This window comes from Achromobacter sp. SLBN-14 (assembly GCF_006715415.1).
Classification (GTDB): Bacteria; Pseudomonadota; Gammaproteobacteria; order Burkholderiales; family Burkholderiaceae_B; genus Achromobacter; species Achromobacter mucicolens.
Map to the genome: position 1 here is coordinate 3,960,009 of NZ_VFNE01000001.1, position 24,925 is coordinate 3,984,933.

23 protein-coding genes are annotated in these 24,925 nt (G+C 67.2%); 11 read left to right on the plus strand and 12 right to left on the minus strand.

Annotated features, from left to right (window positions below; all coding sequences use genetic code 11):
- The first annotated feature begins 95 nt into the window (after window positions 1-95).
- Genes FBY20_RS18000 through FBY20_RS18010 form a run of 3 tightly spaced genes read left to right on the plus strand, consistent with a single transcriptional unit; the run spans window position 96 to window position 4,058 of the window.
- Complete coding sequence (locus FBY20_RS18000) at window positions 96-2,384, plus strand: NADP-dependent malic enzyme (protein WP_142053796.1); 2,289 nt, start codon at window positions 96-98, stop codon at window positions 2,382-2,384.
- Window positions 2,365-3,594 (plus strand): patatin-like phospholipase family protein, encoded by a 1,230-nt coding sequence (locus FBY20_RS18005; RefSeq protein ID WP_062838766.1) that lies wholly within the window; start codon window positions 2,365-2,367, stop codon window positions 3,592-3,594. The genes FBY20_RS18000 and FBY20_RS18005 overlap by 20 nt, the downstream gene beginning before the upstream one ends.
- On the plus strand, window positions 3,591-4,058 hold the full coding sequence (locus tag FBY20_RS18010; RefSeq protein WP_056326651.1) for a barstar family protein: 468 nt from the start codon (window positions 3,591-3,593) through the stop codon (window positions 4,056-4,058). Before FBY20_RS18005 ends, FBY20_RS18010 begins: the two co-directional genes overlap by 4 nt.
- A 1-nt stretch (window position 4,059) precedes the next feature.
- On the opposite strand, the gene FBY20_RS18015 is transcribed toward FBY20_RS18010, so the two are convergent.
- Window positions 4,060-4,791 (minus strand): 16S rRNA (uracil(1498)-N(3))-methyltransferase, encoded by a 732-nt coding sequence (locus tag FBY20_RS18015; RefSeq protein WP_056326652.1) that lies wholly within the window; start codon window positions 4,789-4,791, stop codon window positions 4,060-4,062.
- 206 nt (window positions 4,792-4,997) lie between these two features.
- Between FBY20_RS18015 and tkt the strand changes: the two genes are divergently transcribed.
- The 4 genes from tkt to FBY20_RS18035 all read left to right on the plus strand — a co-directional run bounded on the left by tkt (window position 4,998) and on the right by FBY20_RS18035 (window position 11,187).
- Window positions 4,998-7,034, plus strand: coding sequence for a transketolase (tkt, locus tag FBY20_RS18020; protein ID WP_142053798.1), 2,037 nt, complete (start codon window positions 4,998-5,000; stop codon window positions 7,032-7,034).
- Between the two features lie 15 nt (window positions 7,035-7,049).
- On the plus strand, window positions 7,050-8,060 hold the full coding sequence (gene gap, locus FBY20_RS18025) for a type I glyceraldehyde-3-phosphate dehydrogenase (protein WP_056326654.1): 1,011 nt from the start codon (window positions 7,050-7,052) through the stop codon (window positions 8,058-8,060).
- A gap of 93 nt (window positions 8,061-8,153) precedes the next feature.
- Window positions 8,154-9,350, plus strand: coding sequence for a phosphoglycerate kinase (locus FBY20_RS18030; protein WP_056326655.1), 1,197 nt, complete (start codon window positions 8,154-8,156; stop codon window positions 9,348-9,350).
- A gap of 148 nt (window positions 9,351-9,498) precedes the next feature.
- The gene (locus FBY20_RS18035) at window positions 9,499-11,187 is read left to right on the plus strand and encodes a SulP family inorganic anion transporter (RefSeq protein ID WP_142053800.1); all 1,689 of its coding nucleotides are present in this window, start codon (window positions 9,499-9,501) and stop codon (window positions 11,185-11,187) included.
- An 85-nt stretch (window positions 11,188-11,272) separates the two neighbouring features.
- Here FBY20_RS18035 and fabI read toward each other — a convergent pair whose 3' ends face one another.
- The 7 genes from fabI to FBY20_RS18070 all read right to left on the minus strand — a co-directional run bounded on the left by fabI (window position 11,273) and on the right by FBY20_RS18070 (window position 18,541).
- Window positions 11,273-12,046, minus strand: coding sequence for an enoyl-ACP reductase FabI (gene fabI / locus FBY20_RS18040; RefSeq protein WP_142053802.1), 774 nt, complete (start codon window positions 12,044-12,046; stop codon window positions 11,273-11,275).
- Complete coding sequence (locus FBY20_RS18045) at window positions 12,043-13,227, minus strand: acetate/propionate family kinase (RefSeq protein ID WP_142053804.1); 1,185 nt, start codon at window positions 13,225-13,227, stop codon at window positions 12,043-12,045. Before FBY20_RS18045 ends, fabI begins: the two co-directional genes overlap by 4 nt.
- Window positions 13,228-13,299: 72 nt before the next feature.
- Complete coding sequence (locus FBY20_RS18050; RefSeq protein ID WP_142053806.1) at window positions 13,300-14,244, minus strand: phosphate acetyltransferase; 945 nt, start codon at window positions 14,242-14,244, stop codon at window positions 13,300-13,302.
- A 5-nt stretch (window positions 14,245-14,249) separates the two neighbouring features.
- Window positions 14,250-16,751 (minus strand): DUF3141 domain-containing protein, encoded by a 2,502-nt coding sequence (locus FBY20_RS18055; protein WP_142053808.1) that lies wholly within the window; start codon window positions 16,749-16,751, stop codon window positions 14,250-14,252.
- A 177-nt stretch (window positions 16,752-16,928) separates the two neighbouring features.
- Window positions 16,929-17,561 carry a glutathione transferase gene (gene yfcF / locus FBY20_RS18060; protein ID WP_142053810.1) on the minus strand — a complete coding sequence of 211 codons (633 nt, stop codon included), beginning with the start codon at window positions 17,559-17,561 and terminating at the stop codon, window positions 16,929-16,931.
- Between the two features lie 103 nt (window positions 17,562-17,664).
- A complete protein-coding gene (locus FBY20_RS18065; protein ID WP_056326667.1) occupies window positions 17,665-17,994 on the minus strand; it encodes a DHCW motif cupin fold protein in 330 nt (109 codons plus the stop codon).
- A 61-nt stretch (window positions 17,995-18,055) separates the two neighbouring features.
- Window positions 18,056-18,541: a GNAT family N-acetyltransferase gene (locus FBY20_RS18070; protein WP_056326671.1), complete on the minus strand. Its 486-nt coding sequence runs from the start codon at window positions 18,539-18,541 to the stop codon at window positions 18,056-18,058.
- A 162-nt stretch (window positions 18,542-18,703) separates the two neighbouring features.
- Here FBY20_RS18070 and FBY20_RS18075 point away from each other — a divergent pair, with 162 nt between their 5' ends.
- The 4 genes from FBY20_RS18075 (at window position 18,704) to FBY20_RS18090 (ending at window position 21,109) form a co-directional block, all read left to right on the plus strand.
- Window positions 18,704-19,645 carry a DnaJ C-terminal domain-containing protein gene (locus tag FBY20_RS18075; protein ID WP_142056063.1) on the plus strand — a complete coding sequence of 314 codons (942 nt, stop codon included), beginning with the start codon at window positions 18,704-18,706 and terminating at the stop codon, window positions 19,643-19,645.
- Window positions 19,646-19,647: 2 nt separating this feature from the next.
- Window positions 19,648-19,962, plus strand: coding sequence for a chaperone modulator CbpM (locus FBY20_RS18080; protein ID WP_056326673.1), 315 nt, complete (start codon window positions 19,648-19,650; stop codon window positions 19,960-19,962).
- A gap of 80 nt (window positions 19,963-20,042) precedes the next feature.
- Window positions 20,043-20,765 (plus strand): AzlC family ABC transporter permease, encoded by a 723-nt coding sequence (locus tag FBY20_RS18085; RefSeq protein WP_056326674.1) that lies wholly within the window; start codon window positions 20,043-20,045, stop codon window positions 20,763-20,765.
- Complete coding sequence (locus FBY20_RS18090; RefSeq protein ID WP_142053812.1) at window positions 20,762-21,109, plus strand: AzlD domain-containing protein; 348 nt, start codon at window positions 20,762-20,764, stop codon at window positions 21,107-21,109. Before FBY20_RS18085 ends, FBY20_RS18090 begins: the two co-directional genes overlap by 4 nt.
- A 15-nt stretch (window positions 21,110-21,124) precedes the next feature.
- Here FBY20_RS18090 and FBY20_RS18095 read toward each other — a convergent pair whose 3' ends face one another.
- The 4 genes from FBY20_RS18095 to FBY20_RS18105 all read right to left on the minus strand — a co-directional run bounded on the left by FBY20_RS18095 (window position 21,125) and on the right by FBY20_RS18105 (window position 24,685).
- Window positions 21,125-21,781 carry a DsbA family protein gene (locus FBY20_RS18095; RefSeq protein ID WP_142053813.1) on the minus strand — a complete coding sequence of 219 codons (657 nt, stop codon included), beginning with the start codon at window positions 21,779-21,781 and terminating at the stop codon, window positions 21,125-21,127.
- 98 nt (window positions 21,782-21,879) lie between these two features.
- Entirely contained in the window at window positions 21,880-23,355 is a 1,476-nt protein-coding gene (locus FBY20_RS18100) for an inorganic phosphate transporter (RefSeq protein ID WP_142053815.1), read from the minus strand.
- A gap of 83 nt (window positions 23,356-23,438) precedes the next feature.
- Window positions 23,439-23,564, minus strand: coding sequence for a hypothetical protein (locus tag FBY20_RS27995; RefSeq protein ID WP_255357224.1), 126 nt, complete (start codon window positions 23,562-23,564; stop codon window positions 23,439-23,441).
- The gene (locus FBY20_RS18105; protein ID WP_142053817.1) at window positions 23,561-24,685 is read right to left on the minus strand and encodes a D-alanyl-lipoteichoic acid biosynthesis protein DltD; all 1,125 of its coding nucleotides are present in this window, start codon (window positions 24,683-24,685) and stop codon (window positions 23,561-23,563) included. The genes FBY20_RS27995 and FBY20_RS18105 overlap by 4 nt, the downstream gene beginning before the upstream one ends.
- Between the last annotated feature and the right edge of the window lie 240 nt (window positions 24,686-24,925).

Consider the following 24,925-nt stretch of genomic DNA (forward strand, 5'->3'; position numbering starts at 1 on the left):
CTCAAGAAAGCGCGAGGCGCGCGTATCGCGCCGCCCGGCATGGGAATAGAATTCCTCCCTCTTTCGTGTCACACACTCTAGCCAGTAGCCGCCCTATGGATGCCAACCTTCGCAAAGCCGCCCTTGAATATCACGAGCACGGGCGCCCCGGCAAAATCTCGGTCACGCCGACCAAGCAACTGACGAACCAGCGCGATCTGGCGCTGGCGTATTCGCCCGGCGTGGCGGCGGCCTGTGAGGAAATCGTGGCCGACCCGGCCAACGTGTACCGCTACACCGCCCGCGGCAATCTGGTGGGCGTCATCACCAACGGCACCGCGGTGCTGGGCCTGGGCAACATCGGCGCGCTGGCCTCCAAGCCCGTCATGGAAGGCAAGGCCGTGCTGTTCAAGAAGTTCGCCGGCCTGGATGTCTTTGACATCGAAATCAACGAAACCGACCCGGACAAGCTGGTCGAGATCATCGCCGGCCTGGAATCCACCTTCGGCGGCATCAACCTCGAAGACATCAAGGCGCCGGAATGCTTCACCGTCGAGCGCAAGCTGCGCGAGCGCATGAACATTCCGGTCTTTCACGACGACCAGCACGGCACGGCGATCTGCGTGTCGGCAGCCTTCATCAACGGCCTGAAGGTCGTGGGCAAGGACATCAAGAAGGTGAAGGTCGTCACGTCCGGCGCGGGCGCCGCGGCGCTGGCGTGCCTGGACCTGATGGTGGACCTGGGCCTGCCGCTGGAAAACATCTGGGTCACCGATATCGAAGGCGTGGTCTATGAAGGCCGCACCACGCTGATGGACCCGGACAAGGCGCGCTTTGCGCAAAAGACCGACGCCCGCAAGCTGGCCGAAGTGATCCAGGACGCCGACGTGTTCCTGGGGCTGTCGGCCGGCGGCGTGCTGAAACCGGAAATGGTGGCCGCCATGGGCCCGCGCCCGCTGATCCTGGCGCTGGCCAACCCCACGCCGGAAATCCTGCCGGAAGTGGCGCACGGCGTGCGCGACGACGTGGTGATGGCCACGGGCCGGTCGGACTACCCGAACCAGGTCAACAACGTCCTGTGCTTTCCGTACATCTTCCGCGGCGCGCTTGACGTGGGCGCCACGACCATCACGCGCGAGATGGAAATGGCGGCGGTGCATGCCATCGCCGACCTGGCCGAAGAAGAGCAGAACGAAGTCGTGGCCGCGGCCTACGGCACGTTCGACATTTCGTTCGGTCCTGAATACCTGATCCCCAAGCCGTTCGATCCGCGCCTCATCGTGCGCATCGCGCCCGCCGTGGCCAAGGCTGCGATGGAAGGCGGCGTGGCCACGCGCCCGCTGGCCGACCTGGAAGCCTACGAGGAACAGCTGCAGCAGTTCGTGTATCACTCGGGCGCGTTCATGAAGCCGCTGTTCTCGGCCGCCAAGCGCATCGTGCGCGAAGGCGGCCCCGCCCGCATCGTGTTCGCCGAGGGCGAGGACGAACGCGTGCTGCGCGCCGTGCAGGTGGTGGTGGATGAGGGCCTGGCCCGTCCGATCCTGGTGGGCCGCCCCTCGGTGCTCTTGACCCGCATCGAAAAGCTGGGCCTGCGCCTGCGCCTGGGCGAGGACGTCGAAGTCACCAACCCCGAATACGACGAGCGCTTCCACCAATACTGGACGACGTATTGGGAACGCATGTGCCGCCGTGGCATCACCAAGGAAATGGCGCGTGTGGAAATGCGCCGCCGCATGACGCTGATCGGCGCAATGATGGTGCACCTGGGCGATGCCGACGGCATGGTCTGCGGGTCCGTCGGCGCGTATCACGACCACCTGCGTTTCGTGGACGAAGTGATCGGCCGCCGTCCCGGCCACAACGTGTACGCCGCCATGAACATCCTGCTGCTCAACGAGCGCACGGTGGTGCTGGTGGATACGCACGTGAACGACGAACCGACGGCCGAGCAAATCGCCGAATTCACCGTGGCCGCCGCGCGCGAGATGCGCCGCATGTACCTGGCGCCCAAGGCCGCGCTGCTGTCGCGCAGCAATTTCGGATCGGGCAGTTCGGCATCGGGCGCCAAGATGCGCCGCGCGCTGGAGCTGGTGCGCCAGATGGATCCCGACCTGGAAATCGACGGCGAAATGCACGGCGACTGCGCGCTGGACGAGGCGCTGCGCATGCGCATCCTGCCGTCCTCCACGCTCAAGGGCGAAGCCAACCTGCTGGTGTGCCCGAACGTGGACTCGGGCAACATCGCGTACAACCTGCTCAAGACGGCCGCGGGCGGCAACGTGGCGGTGGGGCCCTTCCTGCTGGGCGCCAACGCGCCCGTGCACATTCTGACCTCCAGCTCCACCGTGCGCCGCATCGTCAACATGACCGCGATGACGGTGGTCGATGTCAATACACCGCGTTGAAGTCAAGCCGGCCGGCGGGTCGTGCCCGCGCACGCCCACCGGCCTGGTCCTGACGGGCGGCGGCGCACGCGCCGCGTACCAGGTGGGGGTGCTCAGCGCCATCATGGAGCTGCTGGACCCCGACTGGCACTCCCGTTTTCAGAACCCCTTCGACATCATCTGCGGCACCTCGGCCGGCGCGATCAACGCCGCCGCGCTGGCCTGCCGCGCCGACCGGCCGCATCTGGGTGTGCGGCGCATCCGCCGCCTGTGGTCGTCGCTGAACACCGACATGATCTACCGGGCCGACGCGCCGGGCCTCATCCGCACCGGCGTGCGATGGCTGGGCCTCTTGTCGCTGGGCTGGATGTATTCAGGCCTGACGCGCAAGCGCCCGCACTCGCTGCTGGACAATGCCCCCATGCAAGGGCTGCTGGAGCGGGTGCTCGACTTTCACAACCTGCGCGCCAACCTGGAAGGCGGGTCGCTGTCCGCGCTGGCCATCACCGCGTCGGGCTACACCAGCGGCGAGCACCTGACGTTCTATCAGGCGCACACCCCCATCGAGCCCTGGCACCGCTACCTGCGGCTGGCGATCCCCACGCCCATCGGCATCGAGCACCTGATGGCGTCGTCGGCCATTCCCTTCGTCTTTCCGGCGCGTCAGGTGCAGGTTCACGGCAAGGGCGAATGGTGCGGCGACGGTTCGATGCGCCAGCTGGCGCCGATCAGTCCGGCGATCCACCTGGGCGCGCACCGCGTGCTGGTGATCGGCACCGGCTACCGCGACGACACCCATCCGGAAAATCGCGAGGATTCGCCCCCGTATCCGTCGCTGGCGCAGGTGGGCGGACATGCGTTGTCCAGCATCTTCCTGGACGGCCTGTCCGCGGATGTCGAGCGCCTGGAACGCATCAACTACCTGATGGACCACGCCGACCCGAAGGGCGTGCCGCCCGCCGTGCGCCGCATCGAGGTGCTGACCATCACCCCCAGCCAGTCGCTGGATCTGATGGCGCTTGAGCATTTGCACGACATGCCGGCACAGGCGCGTGCGCTTTTCCGCGTACTCGGTGTATCGTCCGATCCACACCGTCCGGGGGGAGGGGCGCTGATGTCCTACCTGCTGTTCGAAGCCGGCTACACCAAGCGATTGATCGAACTGGGTTATGCCGATACGATGCGACGTAACGACGAAGTGATCGCCTTTTTCAGGGAGGCTCAGGCATGACGCGCAATGGCCAATCGAGTTTGCAGCGGCAGCTGATGCGCGGCGGAGCGCTGGCTCACGACGGGCTGGACAAGAAGGCCGTGGTGGACGCCGCGCATGAGCTTGGCCTGTCCTTGTTTGTTGCCAATTGCGACCCCTGCCGCAGCCGCTCAGCGGTCTTGCGCGCCATCGTCAAGGCGGTGGATTTCCCCGAATACTTCGGCGGCAACCTGGACGCCCTCTACGATTGCCTGTGCGACACGGTGCTGGACCACAAATCCGGCGTGGTGCTGTGGCTGTATCGCCTGCATTCCGGCGACCCGGCGTTGGCGGAAGACGCCGGCCGCATCGAAACCGTCTGCTCCGACGCGGCGGATTTCGCGCACGAAAACGGCCGCGTGTTTGCGTATGTGATCGAGCACGCCGGCAAGCATCCCGATCCCGAGCCCGGCGTGGCCGCGGCGCCCTACGGCGAAAACGACTGACCTACCAGCCGCGCAGGGCGCTGACCGCCGACAGCAGCGCCAGGCCGGCCGTCTCGGTGCGCAGCACCCGGGGGCCAAAGCGCACGGCGCGCACGCCGGCCTTGCGGGCCGCGTCCAGTTCCTTGTCCGACCAGCCGCCTTCCGGGCCGACCAGCAGGGTGATGGACGTCTGATCCGATGCGCCTTGCAGCGCGGTGGCCAGGTCGTCGGTGGCTTCCGGGTGGCACAGCACGCGTAATCCGTCGGCGGGCTGGGCCAGCCAGTCTTCCAGCGACTGCGGCGCATCAACGGCCATCAGACGGTTGCGGCCGCATTGTTCTGCGGCCGATTGCGCGATGCGCTGCCAGTGCCCGACACGCTTTTCCAGCCTCGCGCCCGACAACTGCAGCACGCTGCGCTGCGCCGCGATCGGGCTGACCCGGGCCGCGCCCAGTTCCACGGCCTTTTCCACCACCCAATCCATCTTGTCGCCCGAGGGCAGGCCCTGGGCCAGCGTGATGCGTCCGCCCAGTTCGGCTTCACGAGGGTTGAAGTCGCCCAGCTGGGCAAAGCCGGCCTTGCCCTCGACTTCCAGCACCGCGGGGTATTCGCCGCCCTGGCCATTGAACAGCGTGACGGTTTCGCCGGCGCGCAGGCGCAGCACGCGCAGCGCGTGATGGGCAAGCGCTTCCGGCAGGGCGATGCGGGCGCCGGCGGCCAGCGGGGCGTCGCAGTAGAAACGGGGGGCGGGCATGGGGAAGGGGACTCGAAATGATAGGGGACTGACGGAGTACGCGTAGCCTACCATCGCTTGCCGATCACCCTGAAACCCGCGATTACATAGGGCATCCGGCCGATGGCCTCCGGGAAATCCCCTGATGCTAAAATCACCTGCTTCGCAACCTACTCAACTGGCCCTATTTCTTGTCGTAGACGCGCCAGTTTCAAAGAGCCTTCCGAATGAGCAATCCGACCGCCCCTAAACTTGCCTTGGCGGATGCCATCCGCGCCCTCGCGATGGATGCCGTGCAACAAGCGAACTCCGGGCATCCGGGTGCTCCCATGGGCATGGCGGAAATCGCCCAAGCCTTGTGGGCCGGCAACCTGCGCCACAATCCCAAGGATCCCGCCTGGGCCAACCGCGACCGCTTCGTGCTGTCCAACGGCCACGGTTCGATGCTGATCTACGCCCTGCTGCACCTGACGGGCTACGACCTGCCGATCGAAGAACTCAAGAATTTCCGCCAGTTGCATTCCAAGACGCCGGGTCACCCCGAAGTGGGCATCACCCCGGGCGTGGAAACGACCACCGGTCCGCTGGGCCAGGGTCTGGGCAACGCCGTGGGCATGGCGCTCGCCGAAGCGCTGCTCGCCGCCGAATTCAACAAGCCGGGCCACACGCTCGTCGATCACCACACCTACGCGTTCACCGGCGACGGCTGCCTGATGGAAGGCATCTCGCATGAAGTGTGCTCGCTGGCCGGCACCCTCAAGCTGGGCAAGCTGGTCGTGCTGTACGACGACAACGGTATTTCCATCGACGGCCACGTCGAACACTGGTTCGCCGACGACACCGCCAAGCGTTTCGAAGGCTACGGCTGGAACGTCATCCGCGGCGTGGACGGCCATGACGTGGCTGCCGTGGACGCCGCCATCAAGGCCGCACGCGCGCAGTCGGACATGCCCACGCTGATCGTCTGCCGTACCGTGATCGGCAAGGGTTCGCCCAACATGGCCGGCACGCACAACGTGCACGGCGCGCCGCTCGGCAAGGACGAAATCGCCGCCACGCGCGCCGCGCTGGGCTGGTCGTCCGAACCCTTCCAGATTCCGCAAGACATCTACGACGGCTGGGACGGCCGCAAGCAGGGCGCCGAAGCCCAGGGCGAATGGCAGAAGCGCTTTGACGCCTACGCCGCCGAATTCCCCGCCGAAGCCGCCGAATTCACGCGCCGCATGAAGGGCGAGATGCCCGAGGGCTACGCGGACCAGTTCAAGGCCTTCCTGTCGGCCACGCTGGAAAAGGGCGAGACCGTCGCCACCCGCAAGGCCTCGCAATTCGCCATCGCCGCGCTGGCGCCGATGCTGCCGGAAATGCTGGGCGGCTCGGCCGACCTGACCGGCTCGAACTTCACCGACTGGAAGGGCGTTGGCGCCGTCCGCGCCGGCGACAAGGGCATCCAGTTCGGCCGCCACATCAACTACGGCGTGCGCGAATTCGGCATGGCCGCCATCATGAACGGCATCGCACTGCACGGCGGCTACCTGCCGTTCGGCGGCACGTTCCTCACGTTCTCGGACTACTCGCGCAACGCCATCCGCATGGCCGCGCTGATGAAGCAGCGCGTCGTCCACGTGTTCACGCACGACTCCATCGGCCTGGGCGAAGACGGCCCGACCCACCAGTCGATCGAGCACGCGGCCAGCCTGCGCCTCATCCCCAACCTGTCGCTGTGGCGTCCTTGCGATACGGCCGAGACCGCCGTGGCCTGGAACGCCGCCGTGACGCGTCCGGCCAGCATCGGCATGGACGTGCATGACGGCGGCCCGACGGCCCTCTTGCTGTCGCGCCAGAACCTGCCCTTCGTGCAGCGCGACGCGGCCACCGTGGACGCCATTGCCCGCGGCGGCTACGTGCTGCGCGACGCCGAAGGCGCCCGCGCCGTCATCATCGCCACCGGCTCTGAAGTCGCCATCGCGCTGGACGCGCAGGCGCAGCTGGCCAAGGAAGGCATTGCCGTGCGCGTGGTCTCCATGCCCAGCACCGACGTCTTCGACAAGCAGGACGCCGCCTGGAAGCAATCCGTGCTGCCCAAGGGCCTGCCGCGCGTGGCCGTCGAGGCCGGCGTCACCGCCTTCTGGCACAAGTACGTGGGCCTGGAAGGCGCCGTGGTCGGCATCGACCGCTACGGCGAGTCCGCGCCGGCCGGCGCCCTGTTCAAGTTCTTCGGGCTGACCGCCGACAAGGTGGCCGAGACCGTCAAGCAAGTTTTGTAAAAAAGGAGCTTAGTCATGACCATTCGCGTCGCCATCAACGGTTACGGTCGCATCGGCCGCAACATCCTGCGTGCCCACTACGAAGGTGGCAAGAAGCACGATATCGAAATCGTCGCCATCAACGACCTGGGCGATCCCAAGACGAACGCGCACCTGACGCGCTACGACACCGCCCACGGCAAGTTCCCGGGCACCGTCGAAGTCGACGGCGAGTTCATGGTCGTCAACGGCGACAAGATCCGCGTGCTGGCCAACCGCAACCCGGCCGAACTGCCGTGGGGCGACCTGAAGGTCGACGTCGTGCTGGAATGCACGGGCTTTTTCACCACCAAGGAAAAGGCCGGCGCGCACATCAAGGGCGGCGCCAAGAAAGTCATCATCTCGGCCCCCGGCGGCAAGGATGTCGACGCCACCATCGTCTACGGCGTCAACCACGGCGTGCTGAAGTCGACCGACACCGTCATCTCCAACGCGTCGTGCACCACCAACTGCCTGGCCCCCCTGGTCAAGCCGCTGAATGACAAGCTGGGCCTGGAAAACGGCCTGATGACCACCGTTCACGCCTACACGAACGACCAGGTCCTGACCGACGTCTACCACGAAGACCTGCGCCGCGCCCGTTCGGCCACCATGAGCATGATCCCCACCAAGACCGGCGCCGCCGCCGCCGTGGGCCTGGTCCTGCCGGAACTGAACGGCAAGCTGGACGGCTACGCCATCCGCGTCCCGACCATCAACGTGTCGCTGGTCGACCTGTCGTTCGTGGCCAGCCGCGACACGACCGCCGAAGAAGTGAACGGCATCCTGAAGGCCGCCTCGGAAGGCGAGCTCAAGGGCATCCTGGACTACAACACCGAACCCCTGGTCTCGGTCGACTACAACCACAACCCGGCCTCCAGCACCGTTGACGCGTCGCTGACCAAGGTCTCGGGGCGTCTGGTCAAGGTCTCGTCCTGGTACGACAACGAGTGGGGCTTCTCGAACCGCATGCTCGACACCACCGTCGCGCTGATGTCGGCCAAGTAAGCACGCCGCCAGTCCATAAGGGGACGGATTTGTTTTCCGCCATTGCGGAAAATGGGTTCGTCCCCTTTGTTCGCCTACCGAAGGAATCCAACTATGTCCAAGGTCCAAACCCTGTCCGCGCTGGCCAAGGCCGGCGCCCTGTCCGGCAAGCGTGTGTTCATCCGCGCCGACCTGAACGTCCCGTTCGATGACGCCGGCCGCATCAGCGAAGACACCCGCATCCGCGCCTCGGTGCCCGGCATCCGCCTGGCGCTGGACGCCGGCGCCGCCGTGATGGTCACGTCCCACCTGGGCCGCCCCAAAGAAGGCGTCTTGACCGACGCCGATTCGCTGGCCAAGGTCGGCCAGCGCCTGTCCGAACTGCTGGGCATGCCCGTGCCGCTGGTGCGCGACTGGGTCGATGGCGTGAAGGTCGATCACGGCCAGGTCGTGCTGCTGGAAAACTGCCGCGTGAACGTCGGCGAGAAGAAGGACGACGAGGCGCTTGCCAAGAAGATGGCCGCGCTGTGCGACGTGTACGTCAACGACGCTTTCGGCACGGCGCATCGCGCTGAAGCCACCACGCACGGCATCGCGCGCTTTGCCCCCGTGGCCTGCGCCGGCCCGCTGCTGGAAGCCGAACTGGATGCCCTGGGCCGCGCGCTGCACGAACCGAAGCGTCCGCTGGTCGCGATCGTGGGCGGCTCCAAGGTGTCGACCAAGCTGTCGATCCTGCAATCGCTGGCCGACAAGGTCGATCAGCTGGTCGTGGGCGGCGGCATCGCCAACACGTTCATGCTGGCCGCCGGCCTGTCCATCGGCAAGTCGCTGGCCGAGCCCGACCAGGTGGAGCAGGCCCGCGCCGTCATCGACATCATGAAAAAGCGCGGCGCGGCCGTGCCGATTCCCGTTGACGTGGTGTGCGCCAAGTCGTTCGGCGCCGACGCCGAGGCTACCGTGAAGGCGGCCACCGACGTGGCCGACGACGACATGATCCTGGACATCGGCCCGCAGACCGCGGCGCAACTGGCCGAGATCCTCAAGAAGGCCGGCACCATCGTCTGGAACGGCCCGGTGGGCGTGTTCGAATTCGACCAGTTCGCCAATGGCACGGAAGTGGTCGCCCGCGCCATCGCCGACTCCGAAGGCTTCTCGATCGCCGGCGGCGGCGACACCCTGGCCGCCATCGCCAAGTACAAGATCGGCGAGCAGGTCGGCTACATCTCCACCGGCGGCGGCGCCTTCCTGGAATTCCTGGAAGGCAAGACCCTGCCCGCCGTTGCAGTGCTGCAAGACCGCGCCGCGGGCTGATCCCGCGGTGTGACGGGTGTCTGGCGGCCGGCAGGTGTCAGACACCCGGATTGATTTACCTTGCACCGCCCTTGAGCGAGTTGGTTTAGGCTTGGTGGTCGTCCCGCGTCGTGTGGGAGTCCTTTTTTTCAGGTCGTCCTGCTGCACCATGAACCTTCGCGTCATTCCTGGCCTGGCCAACTTCCGGGGCATCACCCGCGACTCGGCCCGGCGCGACATCACGGCGGGCTTTAGCGTGGCCGCGGTGGCGCTGCCGGTGGGGCTGGCCTATTCCGCCATGATGGGGGTGCCGCCGGTTGCTGGGCTTTGGGCCGCCATTGCGGGCATGCTTGCCTACGCGTTCTTCGGCTCGTCGCGCACCCTCATCGTCGGTCCCGACACCGCCACCTGCACCCTCATTGCCGCCACGTTGACCGGCATGGCGCTGACCACACCCGAGGCGCGGCTGCAGGCCGCCACCAGCATCGCGCTCACCGTTGGCGTGGGTTGCCTCATCGCCCGGGTCCTGCGGCTGGGCGTGCTTGCGAACCTGCTGTCGCGGCCGGTGCTGATCGGGTACATGGCCGGCGTGGCGGTCACGCTGGCGACGTCGCAACTGAGCGGCCTGACGGGCGTGGGCCTGCGCAACAGCGGCCTGATCCACCCGTTCATGGAACTGTCCCACCGGCTGTCCGAAATCCGGCTGCCGACGCTGTTCCTGGGGCTGGCCTCGTGCATCTTCCTGGTGGCGATCAAACACTGGCGGCCTTCGTGGCCCGGCCCCATTTTGCTGGTGGTCGCGACCTGCCTGCTTTCCTGGCTGTTTAATTTCCCGGCGATGGGCATCGCGGTGGTGGGCGACGTGCCGGCCGGGCTGCCGGCCTTCCATCTGCCCGTCAGCCTGGAAGGCGTGGACGGCATCCTGCTGGGCGCGGCGGGGGGCCTGGTCGTCAGTTTTTCCAGTGGCATCGTGACAGCGCGCAGCTTTGCGGCGCGCACGGGCGACCACGTGGACCCGAACCGCGAACTGGTGGGGTTTGGCGCGGCCAATGTGGCCGCGGGCTTGTTCCAGGGCTACGTCGTGACGGGCGCCGATTCGCGCACGGCGGTCGGGCTGGTGGCCGGCGGGTCGTCGCCGCTCGTCAGCATCAGCGCAGCGGCCGCGCTGGCCGTCGTGGTGGGCTTGTTGAGCGAGCCGCTGTTTTGGCTGCCGCAGTTTGCGCTGTCGGCCATCCTGCTGCTCGCCGCGGCCAGCCTGTTCGACTGGCATGCCTTCAAGCGGCTGGCGCGGATCTCCCGGATCGAACTCGCGTTCGGCATCCTGGCGGCCGTGGGCGTGGTGGGATTCGGCGTGCTGCAGGGCGTGGCGGTTTCCGTGGGCGCAACGCTGCTCTATGCCATGTACGTGTCCGGCAATCCCCGCGATGCGCTGCTGGGCCGCTTGCCGGGCGAAACGGTGCTGGGCAAGATGCACCTGAATCCGCAGGCCCAGCCCGTGCCGGGCGCCGTGATCTGGCTGTTCGAGTCCTCGGTCTGGTTCTTCAATGCAGACGCGTTCCGGCGCCGCGCGCGCGAAATCATCGAACAGGCGGGCGACGTGCGCTGGTTCGTGCTGGACGCCGAAGCCATGACCCAGGCCGATGCCGACGCCGTCGAGGCGCTGTATGAACTCAAACGCATCCTGGACGAACGCGGCATCTCATTGCTGGTCGCGGGCGGCCACGGCAAGTTCCGCGAGGCGCTGCAGCGCTCGGGGCTGGTCAAGAAGATCGGGCCGGACAGGATCTTCGTCAGTCCTGAGCAGGCGGTGGAAGCCATCGAGCGCTGGCGCCAGGGCGGGCCGGCGACGCTGGGCTGACCTGCGAATTGCCAGGTGTAATGCCTCGGTGTCTGACACCCTCGAATGACCAGGTGTCTGACACCTTGCAAGCCAGCGATCCGCCTCAATCGATGATGTGATACCCGCCGTCGATGTACAGCGTCTGCCCCGTCATCAGACGCGCCGCATCGGTGGCCAGCCAGGCGGTCGCTTCGCCAACGTCGTCAATCGACACCAGGCTGCGCGCGGGCGCCTTGGCCTGGGCGCGGTCCAGCATGGTGTCGAATTCCGCAATGCCGGACGCGGCGCGCGTTTTCAAGGGTCCCGGCGAAATCGCGTGCACGCGGATGCCTTGCGGGCCCAGTTCGGCGGCCAGGTAGCGCGTGGCCGATTCCAGCGCGGCCTTGACCGGTCCCATCATGTTGTAGTGCTCGACCACCATCTGCGAGCCGTAATAGCTCATGCAGAAGAGGGCGCCGCCATTGCGCATCAGCGGCTCGGCCAGCTTGGCCATGCGGATGAAGGACCAGCATGACACGTCCATCGCCTGCAGATAGCCCGCCCGCGAGCAGTCCGTCACACGCCCGTGCAGGTCCTCGCGCGGCGCGTAGGCCACCGAGTGCAGCACGAAATCCAGCGCGCCCCATTCGTCCGTGATGCGGGCAAAGACGGCCTCCAGCTCGCCGTCGTTCAAGAGGTTCAGCGGCATCAGCAAGGGCGCGTTCACCTGTTGCGCCAGCGGCGCCACGTGCGGCAGGGCCTTGTCGTTCAGGTAGGTCACCGCCAGTTCGGCGCCCATCGCGCGAAACGCCTTGGCGCAGCCCCACGCGATGGAGTCGGCATTCGCGATGCCGGTCACCAGCCCGCGCTTGCCGGCCAGCGGCAGGTGCGCGCTCATTGCTGCCTCACGAGGGCAAGCGTGTGTTGGGCAATGATGAGCTCTTCGTTCGTGCGCACCACGTAGACGCCGATGCGGCTGTCGTCGGTGGAGATGCGCGGCCCGTGGCGGGCGTTGCGTTCGGGGTCCAGCTTGATGCCCAGCCAGCCCCAGTGCTCGCTGATCGCCTGGCGGATCTCGGCGGAGTTTTCGCCGACGCCGGCAGTGAAGACGATGCCATCGATGCCGTTCATCGCGCAGCCCAGGCCGATCATGCCTTCGGCCACGCGCCAGGCGAAGTACTTCAACGCCAGCTTGGCCGACGGCGCATTGCTGGCCAGGAGTTCGCGCATGTCGTTGCTGATGCCCGACAGGCCCTTCATGCCGCAGTCGTGATACAGCATGTGCTCGATCTCGTCGTGGCTCATGCCCTGTTCCATCATCCACAGCACCACGCCGGGGTCCAGGCGGCCCGGGCGCGTGCCCATCGGCAGGCCTTCCAGCGCCGTGAAACCCATGGTGCTGTCCACGCTCTTGCCCTGGTGGATCGCGCAGGCCGACACGCCGGACCCCAAGTGGGCGGTGACGATCTTGCCCATGGCGATGTCCGGTAGCGCCTGCTTCAGGCGCTGCGCGATGTACTCGTAGGACAGACCATGAAAACCGTAGCGGCGCACGCCTTCCAGGTACAGGCGCTCGGGCAGCGCATAGCGGTCGGCCACGTCGCTATGGCTGCGGTGAAATGCCGTATCGAAGCACGCCACCTGCGGAATCCAGGGCCGGCGTTCGCGGATGACGCGGATCGGCGCCAGGTTGTTGGGCTGATGCAGCGGCGCCAGCGGCGTGAACGTGTCCAGCTTGGCCAGGATGTCGTCATCGATCAGCACCGGCTCGGACAGGTCGGGCCCGCCGTGCACCACGCGGTGGCCAACGGCCAGTGGCGCGCCGCCCAGGTGGCCGCTCAACCACGTGCCCACGACCTCCTGCGCGTTGGGCACGTCGGGCGCGTGGCTGGGCGCAATGTCGCGCTCGACCAGCGTCTCGCCCGCCGCGTCGCGCACCCGCAGACGCGGATGCGTGGTGCCGATGCCTTCGAGCTGGCCGCCCAGCCGGGGCGCGAGCTGGTGGCTGGCATCGATGTCATACAGGTAGAACTTGATGCTGGAACTGCCGGCGTTGATGACGAGGATGGTGTCGCTCATGGCGGTGTGCTTCCATGTTGGGACAAATCGCGCGAAAGCCCGCGGCGGCGAACCGGGGGCAGGGCGCTGGCGTCAGGCCAGCGGTTTGGCCTGCTGCTGGGCAAGGTGGTGGGCGTAGATTGCCGCCACCGCGCACGAGGCAAGACGCGAGCGCGGGCTGTCGGCGCGGCTGGTCAGGATGATCGGCACGCGCGCCCCGAGCACGATGCCGGCGGCTTCGGCATTGGCGAGAAACGTCAGGTTCTTGGCCAGCATGTTGCCGGCTTCCAGGTCGGGTACCATCAGCACCTGCGCCACGCCCGCCACGGGCGAACGGATGCCCTTGATGCGTGCGGCTTCCGGGCTGATGGCGTTGTCCAGCGCCAGCGGGCCGTCCAGCACGCCGCCGGTGATCTGCCCGCGGTCGGCCATCTTGCACAGCGCGGCCGCCTCGATCGTGCTGGGGATGCTGGGCGTGACCTGTTCCACCGCCGACAGGATCGCCACGCGCGGTTCGCCCAGCCCCAGTCCCAGATGCAGGTCGATCACGTTGCGGATAATGTCGGCCTTGGTCTCCAGGTCCGGAAAGATGTTGATGGCCGCGTCCGTGATGAAGAGCGGCTCGGGATAGGTCGGTACCTCCATGATGAACACATGGCTGATGCGCCGGCCGCTGCGCAGGCCCGTCGTGCGTGCCACGACCTCATGCATCAGTTCGTCGGTGTGCAGGCTGCCCTTCATCAGCAGCGACGCCTCGCCGCTGCGCACCAGCGCGACCGCCTTTTCCGCGGCGGCATGGCTATGCGGCGCGTCCACGATGCGGGCATCGCCCAGGTGCAGGTTGAACTGTGCGGCCGTGTCGCGGATCTTGCCTTCCGGCCCGACCAGGATGGGCCGCAAGAGGCCCAGGTCGCGCGCTTCCAGCGCCGCGGACAACGAGGGCTCGTCGCACGGGTGGGCGATGGCGCACGCGGCCGGTTCAAGCGTCTGCGCGCGTGCGATGAGTTTGTCGTAGTGCGTGGACGTCGGGAGGCTCATGGTTGTCAGGCCTTGGCGGGTTGACGGGTGGCAGCCGCGCGCTTGGCGGGCGACTTGGCGGCGTTGGACGCGGTTTTATTGGCGGCTTTGGGAGCGGTTTTGGGGGCGGCTTTATTGGCGGCTTTTGCGGCAGTCTTTGCGGCGGTCTTGCCCGCAGCCTTGGGCGCGGACGCCGCATTCACGGCCTTGCGCGCGGCGTCGGGATGCGGGCGGGCGGTCTTGCCGGGCACCTGCGCGGCCTTGTCGACCAGGTCGGTGACCGGATCATCCAGCTTCGCGTCTTCGGCGCCGCGCGAGGGCTCGGCCTTCTGGCCCTGTTCGCGGCGCTGTGCGCGGCGCTCGGCCGCTTCGAAGATGCGCTCCATTTCGTTCAGGCTTTCGCGCGCTGCGTCGCTCAGCGGTTCGGCCGCTTCCAGGACGCCCTTCATGGCGTCCAGACCGGCACGGATCTCGGCAGCCGACGAGCCGTCAAGCAAGTGCGGCATGGCCTGGATGGCAGCGGTCGAATCCAGCGTCATCATCAGCGCCTGCTCGCGGATGACGTCCTTGAATTCCTCCAGCGACAGGGCGTTGTCGGCCTCGGCGCGCATCTTGCGGATCAGCGCGAAGCTGCGCTCGTCCAGGCCGCCCTCGGCGCCCGACACGTACAGCAGCATCCGGATTGCCGCCACGCGCAGTCCGCCTTCCTGCAGCATCGAGCGCAGTTCCGCGGCGCGTTCTTCCATGAAGCGGCGATGCTCCGGCGAGACGCCCGGATGCCTGCGCGGCGGGCCGGACTTGGCGCCCAGGCCGGCCAGATCCTGCACAACGGGCGAACCGTAGACGCTCATGAAGGTGCGTTCGTCGGCCGAATCGCGCAGTTCCTGCCAGATGTTCAGGCTGGTCTCGATCATGTTCGAGAACATCTCCTGCGCGACCAGGAACGGATTCGTGGGCGAGGCCTGCTTGCGGTTCTCGCGCACCTGTTCGGCTACCTTGGCGATGGGCGCGATGACCGGGTTGCGGTCGGAGATCAGTTCGTAGGGCAGGCGCAGCGGGTGCATGCGCTGCATCCATTCGGCAGACTGCGGCGTGACCAGGGCGCGCAGCCAGGGCTGCACGAAGCTGCGGTACATGCCCAGATTGATGTCGGAGATGCGGGCCACCGCGGCAAAACGCTGGTCGTCCTCTTCCTTGCGGTCGACGATGGCGCGCACGTCGTCCAGCTTGCGCTGTTCGAATGACAGCACGTAGTTGCCGTAAGCCAGGTCGGCGTTGGGCGTGTCCGGCGTCTTGTCGGCGATTTCGGCCTGGTAGATGCCGGGCGGCAGCACATCGATCATGTCGATGTTGGAGGTGAACTCCTGGTGCTCCTTGCGGGCCACGCTGCCGGACACGAAGATGCCCAGGTGGCCGATGCTTTCGTGGATGGCGTAGACGATGGTCTGGCCGTGGGCCAGGACTTCGGCCTCGTTCTGGTACAGGTCGGGAATCCAGCCCAGCGCCTGCGGAGGCGGGGTGATGTTGTCGCCCTTGGAGCAGAACACCACGATGGGCGAGCGGATGTTGCGCAGGTCGATGCGGATGCCGTCGGAGGTCACCAGACCCGCGGTCGCCAGGCGGTTGCCCACGAAGAGGTTGTCGACGATGTACTGGATCTCGGGGCCATTCAGGAACACGTGGCCGCCCCACCATTTCTCGAAGCTCAGGTAGCGGCTGGCCTCGGTGTCGACATTGGCGTACAGGTTGTACTGCTTGGACCACAGCGTGTTGGCCGGATTCAGGTTCTCGAAGTTCTGCACCAGCCAGGCGCCGTCGAACTTGCCGTTGCCCAGATCGCTGGTCATGGCCGTGAGCCAACTGCCGCCCAACAGGCCGCCGGCATAACGCATGGGATTCATGCCGCGCCAGCCCGCCCAGTACGACAGGGGCGCGCCCGCGACGATGATGGGGCCGAAGAGTTCAGGGCGCACCGCCGCGGTCATCATGATCTGCCAGCCCGCCTGGCAATTGGCCACGACGACGGGCTTGCCCTCGGCATCCGGGTGCAACGCGATGATCTCTTCCAGGAAGCGGGCCTCGGCCATCATCACGTCTTCGACGGTCTGCGTGGGCATGGGTTGCGGCAGGAACGTCGCGAAGTAGCAGGGGTGGCCGGCACGCACGGCCACGCCGATCTCGCTTTCCGGCTTGAAACCGCCAATGCCCGGCCCGTGGCCGGCGCGCGGGTCCACCACCAGGAAGGGGCGTTTGATCGGGTCCGTTTCGACGCCGGCCGGCGGCTTGATCCGCAAGAGGCCGTAATTGACCGGCCGGGGCAGGTCGCGGCCATCGAGCACCAGTTCGAATTCCATGCTGAGCACGTTGGGCGCCCGCTTGGCCATGTGATCGTGGTACTGGTTGCCGCGCTGGCGCATCACATCGGCGTAAAGCACGCCGCGCTGCCAGGCATCGATGGCGTATTCATAGGCGGCCGTCCAGGGGTTCAAGGACGGGGCAAGCGTGTGATCGGTGCCGGATCCGGCCATGGCGATCTCCTGTAAATAGCTGCTGGCGGCAAATGGCCGCCAAGCCGGTCCCCAGTGGAACCGGCGGAGTTGACCTCCCCATTACACCGCAATGGATGGTGCGGTGCAACATCGGAGCGTTTGCGTCAGGTCAACCCGGGCAGCAGGACGGAGCGCCGCCCTGGGGCAGGGATCAGTTCAACGCGCGGCGGCGTTGTGTTCCAGCCATTTCTGGACGGCGGGCCGCTGCCACTGCGCATCGGCGTAGGCGCGCAGCGTGTCGGGAAGGTCGTCGTGCGCAAGGCGCTTGAGCATGACCGCCAGATCGGTATCGGCGATGCACCACGCATCGAACAGCGTCGTCTGGTCAACGCCGATCAGGTAATTGGCCACCTGGATCAGCTTGGCGGCGGCGGCATGGGCGGCGTCGGAAAGCGGCTGGCCTGTTTCGCCGTAGAACACGGTTTCGGTGGGGCGTTCCTGGCGCAGGGCGGCCAGGTCGCTGCGCAGCCAGGCCTGCAATTGGCGTGCGCGTGCGCGTTCGTGGATGCCTGACGGAAACAGGGGGGCGTGGCCGGGCGCGGGGAAGGCTTCGTCCAGGTATTCGGCGATGACGCTGGATTCGGTCAGGTTGAAGTCCGCATGCGTCAAGGCCGGCACCCGGGCCGTGAGCGCGCGGCACTGGAAGGGCTGCATGCGCTGTTCGCCGGCGCTCAGGTCGATGGGGCGCACTTCGAAAGGCAACTGCTTTTCGGTCAGCGCCACGTAGACCGACATGGCGTACGGGCTGAGAAACAGGGAATCGACGTATAGCGTAATCGGGGCGCCCAAAGCTTGTCTCCGGTCAGGCGGGGTAACGAATGGTCAGGCTGCGCGCGGCGTCTGGTTTGCAAAGCGTAACGCAAGTGCAATACAGGCGTGTCGCGCGGGCGCGTCAGTCGACGATGAAGAGCTTGGCGCCGGTTGCGGTGGACGAGCGGTGCGGTTCGGCCTGATCGGCGACCTGATAGCTCATGCCGGGCGTCAGGACGAACTGGCGGCCGTCTTCCAGTTCGGTGTGCAGTTCGCCTTCCAGGCAGAACAGAATGTGGCCCTTGGTGCACCAGTGGTCGGCCAGGTAACCGGGGGTGTATTCCACCATGCGCACGCGCAGGTCGCCGAAATGGCGGGTCCGCCAGTAAGCCATGCCGGTGTCGCCGGCATGTTCGGTGCGTTCCACTTCGGACCAGTCGGTGGTGCCGAAGGGGATGTTGCTCATCTTCATCGTGATTCCTGCAGGGTCGGTCCGCCCCCGCATCCGGGGCGAAAAACACATACTACGCCATTCAGGCGGCCAGCTTTTTCTGCCAGAACATGGCGCGGCCGGTCGCATCGTCCAGCGCGTAGCCCTCGAAGCCCAGCTTGCGGTAAAGGCCCTGGGCGACGGTGTTGCCCTCCAGCACTTCCAGCGTGATCTTGCAGCAATCCATCTGGCGGGCGCGGTCCTCAAGCGCCGCAAGCAGCGCCTTGCCCACGCCCTGGCCCTGAAACCGGGGCGACACCGCCAGATCGTGCAGGTTCAGCAGCGGGCGGCAGGCAAAGGTGGAGAAGCCTTCCACGTAGATTGCGACGCCGGCGGCCTGGCCGTCGACGCGCGCCAGCAACGCGCGCACGGTCGGGCGGCGGGCGAGCTCGGGAATCAGGTTGGCCTGCGCATGGGCCGGCAAGGGCGTATTGCCGCCCATGGGACCGCTCGCGTATTCGTTCAGCATGGCCAGCACCTGGCGGCCGTGGTCAGGGTCGTTGAAGTCGGCGTCGATGATTTCCAGCACGATCGGTCCTTTGGGGTAAGCCGCGCAAACCGACCATTATGCGCCTGGCCGCCAACTGCGCAATCGCATTGAAAAATCGGTCCATAACCCCTATCTTCTGGCTATTCAAGGCCGGATCCGGCTGTGCCGGACGCGGCCTCAACCCTCTACGTGAGCTGGAATATGGAGTTCAAGGACTACTACAGCATTCTCGGGGTGGAACAGGGCGCGTCCGACGACGACATCCGCAAGGCGTACCGCAAGCTCGCCCGCAAATATCACCCCGACGTCAGCAAGGAAAGCGACGCCGAAACCCGCATGCGCGACGTGAACGAAGCGTATGACGTGCTGCGCGACGCCGAAAAGCGCCAGGCCTATGACAATCTCGCGGCAGGCGTGTCGCCCGGCGGCGGCTTCCAGCCGCCGCCCGGCTGGGACGAAGGCTTCGAGTTCCACCGCGGCGCGGCGCCCGGCGACGAGGCGCAATTCAGCGAATTCTTTTCGTCGCTGTTTGGCGGGCGGGGCGGCCGGCATGGCGCGCGGCAACAGGAATTCCGCGCGCGCGGCGAGGACCACCACGCCGCGATCGAGGTCGACCTGGAAGACGCGATCAAGGGCGCCACGCGCGACATCAGCCTGCGTTCCATGCAGATGGACGACCAGGGCCGCCCGCACATGCAAAGCCGCACGCTCAGCGTCAAGATTCCGGCAGGCGTGCGCGAAGGCCAGTACATCCGGCTGGCGGGGCAGGGCATGCCGGGCTACGGCGGCGGCGACAACGGCGACCTGTACCTGGAGGTGCGCTTCAGGCCGCATCCGCGCTACCGCGCCGAAGGGCGCGATCTCTACATGACGCTGCCGGTCGCGCCCTGGGAAGCCGCCCTGGGCGCCAGCGTCAAGGCGCCCACGCCGGGCGGCACGGTCGAAGTGTCGGTGCCGCCCGGTTCCGGCAACGGCCGCAAGCTGCGGCTGCGCGGACGCGGCATTCCGGGCGATCCGCCGGGCGACCTGTACCTGGTCCTTGACCTGGTGCTGCCGCCCGCCGACAGCGACGCCGCCAAGGCCGCCTACCGCAAGCTACAGCAGGACCTGCCCTTCAACCCGCGCCGCAACCTGGGGGTCTGAGCATGAAAAAGATAGTGATCACCAGCGCCACCGTCGTGGGCAAGTCGCAGCCGCTCAGCGCCGACGACCTGGCCCGCGCGTGCGGCGCGGAAGTGGAGTGGGTGGCACAACTGGTCGAGGTCGGCATCGTCAACGCCAGCGGCAGCGGCCCCTCGGAATGGCGCTTCTACAGCGTGGACCTGCAGCGTGCCCTGCACGCGCGCCGGCTGGAGCACGACTTTGGCGCGGGCCTGGACGCCGTGGCCCTCATCCTGGACCTGAGCCAGGAGGTGCGCCGGCTGAAGTCGCAACTGCGGGCATTGGGGGCGATGCCCTGAGCGCGCGGGCCACGCGGGCCACGCGATAGCGCGCGTGCGGCGCTAGGTAAAATGGGCGCCCGCCGCACTACGTAGAAGCAATGAGCGCCTTGGAGACTCCCCCCGACGCCGCGCGCGCCCCGTCCGGCAGCGCGCGCATCGATGGACTGAAATCGTGTCTGCCGGTCATGATCGGCTACTTTCCGGTGGCCGTGACCTTCGGCATCGCCGGCGTCGCGGCCGGCCTGACTCCGCTGCAGGTCGTCCTGATTTCCGTGCTGGTCTACGCCGGCGCCAGCCAGTTCCTGTTGCTGGCCTCCATCAAGGCGGGAACGCCCTGGCTCTGGGTGGTGGCGCTGTGCTCGCTGCTGAACGCGCGGCACCTGCTCTACGGCCCGCTCCTGTCGCGCTTCCTGCCCGCTGCGCTGCGCGATCGCCTGAAGGTCGCCTTCCTGCTGACCGACGAAGTCTTTGCCACCGCCTTCAACCGCCTGCAGGCCGTCGAGCCCGGCCGCCGCCAGGGGTGGATGATTGCGCTGGGCCTGGGCGCATGGCTGACCTGGATCGCCGGCACGGCCGTGGGCGTGTACGCCGGCGATGGCCTGGAGAAACACTATCCGATGCTGTCGCAGGTCATGCGTTTTGCGCTGCCGGCGCTGTTCATGGCGCTGGTGTGCCAGAGCGCGCGGCGCGGCATGGGATGGCCCATCCTGGCCGCCGTGGGCGGGGCCGGGCTGATTGCCGCGCTGGGATACACCAGCCTTGCCATCCTGGCCGGCGCGGTCATCGGCTGCGCAGCCTATCGCATGAAGAGGGCCGCATGAACACCCATGGCTTGGAATTCTGGGGCGCCGTCATCGCGATGGCGGTCATCACGTACCTGACGCGCGCGCTGCCCTTCATGCTGTCCCAGCGCAGCCGGCTGCTGCGGCGGCTGTCCCGCGAGGGCTCGGCGCTGTCCGCGCTGGGGCCGTCGCTGCTCGCGGGCATCGCGGCCGCCGTCATCGTGCCCGATCTGCTGGGCGCGGCAAACGAGGCGGCCCGCATGGCGCCGTACGTGGGCGGGCTGGTCGTCACCGGCGTTGCCGCGCGCCTGGTCAGCAATACGGGCGTCGCGGTGCTGCTTGGCATGGGCGGGTACGGGGTATTGCTGGCCTTGGCGGCCTAGCAAGCGCGCGAGGCGTCAGGCGCCGCCCTGGATGCGCGTTTGCAGATGATCGCGCCATGCGTCGGGGCGGCCCAGATAGCGGCTGGGTTCGAGCAGCGTGAAAACGCCATCGCGCTCCAGCGCCAGCGTCGGAAAACCCGTACCGCCCACCTGCGCCAGCAATCGGCGGCTGGCGGCAATATGCGCGGCCGTCTCGTCGCCCTCGGCCTTGACGTAGGCGGCGTCGAAGGCACCGGTGTCCAGGCCGATATCGGCAGCCAGCGCGCGCAGCACGGCGGGGTCGGCGATGCGCAGGCCTTGAACGTAATGCGCGCGTTGGAGGCGGCGCAGCAGGTCCAGGCCGCGGCCCGCCAACGTCTGCGCGGCCAGGATGGCGGTGGTGGGCGGTTCCGAATCGAACACGGCGCCGGTGTCGCGTAGCAGACCGTCGAAGTAGTCCTTGCCGAACGGCTGGCCCGTCAGGCCGGCGATGCGTTCGTCGTGCGGCATGACATAACGGCGCAGGGCGTCGGTGACCGGCTGGCGGTTGCTGCCCGTCATCATGCCGCCGCCATGGGGCTCGATGTGAAGGCCCGCAATGCCGCGGGCGGCCTCCACCAGCGGCGCGGCGCCATAGCACCAGCCGCAAAGCGGATCGAAGATGTAATGCAGGGTGGGGGAGGCGGTAGTCATGGCGCCATCGTAGACGGCGCGGGGCGCGGGCGCATAGGCCTGCGCAGTACCCAGAGTGTTGCAGCGGCCGTGCAGATTGCCTGCACCGCCGGGTTTCATCAGCCGGTGAACTGCACGCCGATCCAGAAAAGGCCGGCGGCCAGCAGCATCGAGGCGGGCAGGGTCAGCACCCACGCCAGCAGAATGTTGCGCACGGTGTTGCCCTGCAGTCCGGACTTGTTGGCGATCATGGTGCCCGCCACGCCGGAGGACAGCACGTGGGTCGTCGACACCGGCAGGCTGAAGACGTTGGCCAGCCCGATGGCGCCCACGGCGGTCAGCTGCGCCGACATGCCTTGCGCGTACGTCATGCCTTGCTTGCCGATCTTTTCTCCCACGGTCAGCACCACGCGGCGCCAGCCGACCATGGTGCCCGCGCCGAGCGCCAGCGCCACGGCCACGATTACCCACAGGGGCGCGTACTCGGTGGTGGCGGTCAGGTCCGCGCGCAGCCGTTGCAGGTCGGCGGCCTCGCGGGCGGGCAGCCCTTCCAGGCGGGCCACCTTCTTGGCGGTGTCGTCCAGGCACAGCAGGTAACGGCGCACGTCGATGCGCTTCTGCGCGGACAGGTCGGCGTAGTTGGACACGCCGTGCAGGTCTTTCTGCAGCGCCATGATGGTCGGCACGGTCAGCGTGGGATCGCAGCGGAAGTTGGCCGGCAGTTCTTCCTGCATGTCGACGCGGCGCAGCGACAGGTAGTCGCCCAGCAGGGCCTCGTTGCGCTGGTAGAACACCAGCAGGTGATTGGCCGCGTCGCGCGTGCGTTCGATCTGGTAGGTGGTGCTGTGGGTGTCCAGCACGAAATTGGCGGGCACGATGCCGATCAGCACCAGCATGATGAGGCCGATGCCCTTCTGCCCGTCGTTCGAGCCGTGCACGAAGCTCACACCCATCGCCGACAGGACCAGCACCAGGCGGTTCCAGAATGGCGGGTGCTTCTTGTTGTCGATGGCGCGGCGCTGTTCGGGCGTCTTGTGCATCTTGGACAGCGGCAGCCAGCGCTTGAGCGCCAGCAGCAGCAAGCCGGCCACGGCAAAGCCGGCGATGGGCGAGGCCACCAGCGACATGCCGATGTCGACGGCTTTGCCCCAGTTCACCCCTTCGCCCAGCGGCAGGTCGGTGATGAGCGCATTGGCCAGGCCCACGCCCAGGATCGAGCCGATCAGCGTGTGCGAACTGGAGGCGGGAATGCCGAAGTACCAGGTGCCCAGGTTCCAGGCGATGGCCGCCGCCAGCATGGCGAACACCATCGCAAGTCCGCGGCCGGTATCGACATTGATCAGCAGCTCGACGGGCAGCAGATGGACGATGGCGTAGGCGACGCCCACGCCGCCCAGCAACACGCCCAGAAAGTTGAAGATGCCGGACAGGACCACCGCCAGGTGGGGCGGCATGGCCTTGGTGTAGATGACGGTTGCCACGGCGTTCGCCGTGTCATGAAAGCCGTTGATGAATTCGAAGGCCAGGACGAATGTCAGGGCCAGCACAAGACTGAGGCCAACCCAAAGGTCTAGGCCGTGGAAGAGGTCGAACATGGGGGAGGGGGCGAGGTTCCGGCGAGAATGCCCCGATTATTGCAGATTTATGACCTGTCCCTGAATGAAGCGGCCCCCAAATCTTAGAACTTCGAATATTGGAATTCGATCTCCATGGGTTTGCCCAGATTGGCGGAGGTATCCGCCTGGATGACCATCACGGCCAGGATGCCGAGATACAGCAGGCAGAGCCACAGTGTTCGTTTCATGGGCGGAATACCTCGGCGATCTTCTGATTGACGCGCAGCCAGCCCAGCTCGCCCAGATGCTGCACGTCGCGCAGCGTGCCCACCTCGAAGGGCGCGTCATACATATCCATGCAGGTCATCGCGTAAGTCTGGCACAGGCCCGCGACCTGACGCTGGATCGGGTCGAACCGGTCCAGGTCCTTGAAGACCATGGGGTGCAGGGGCTGCATGACGAACAGCGCATTGACCTCGTGCTGGCGCAGCAGCGCCATCAGGGCGGCCAGTTCGCGCAGTTCGTCGCGCCCGGTCAGGGGTTGCGGCTGGTAGGCGGTCTTGCCGCCGGCGGGGATGGTGCGCAAATACTTGTTGAAAAATTCGTCGCGCACGGCATAGCGGTTGTCCGTCATCAGCGCCTGTTCGGCGGCCTGGGCGTCGGCGGCCAGCGCGTCCCAATCCACGACGCGAGCCGCCATCGCCGGGCCCTCGCGCTCCGGTTCGGGGGCGGGCGCGGCATACGCCGGCGCCCACAGGCCCGCCAGGCGTTGGCGGAACACGTACGCCTGTTCGGCCGCCATCGACCAGTACACGCCCGCGTCCGCCTTGGCGTCCAGCCAGCGCATGACCTCGGTCCGGCCATCTGGCTGGCGCAGCAGGCGCGGCAACAGCGGGTTGGCGTGCTCCTTGAATTCGTCCGGTCCCAGTCCGCCGTCGCCATCAAACCAGCCGGGAGACAACATAACCACCACGCGTGAGGCCGGCGACAGGTCGTCGGCCAGCGCCGCCAGCACGAACTGCATGCCCAGCGACTGAAAGCCCGAATGGCCGTACGCCAGGACGGGCATCTGCAGTTCATCGGCCAGGAAGCGGTAGGGCACGAAGCGCAGGTCGTTGCTGGTGAGCTCCGACGAGCCCAGGATCACCAGCCGGTCGCCCGTGCGCAGCGCCTGGCTGAGCCGCGACAGGTTGCGCGTCTGCTCGTCCAGCGTATTGCCCAGGTTGGGAATGTATAGGCCCGGCGCGGCGGCGGGCACCGGTTCGGTCTTCAAGGCCAGCGTGTGCAGGGCCGCCCAGCCGGCCACGGCCGCGGCGGACAGGGCCAGCGCCGCGGCAAGCGCGTGCTGCCGGAGAGTGCGTGTGAACATGGAAAACCTGAAAATGCGCCGCGCCGCGATATTGGGCCGGGATTGTTAGCGGATGTTATCCAGCGCCCATGACGCGAACAAGCGCGGGAAACCCTGGGCGGCGGGCGGTTTCCCCTTTTTGCGACACTTGGCGCCGCCGACCCCGCCGCATGCCGCCTTAGAGAATGCGATAGCATCGATGTCGCGCGGCCGTCCGGCAAGCCACGGCGGCCGCGCTGCCTGCCGCCGCCGCGGCGCTTC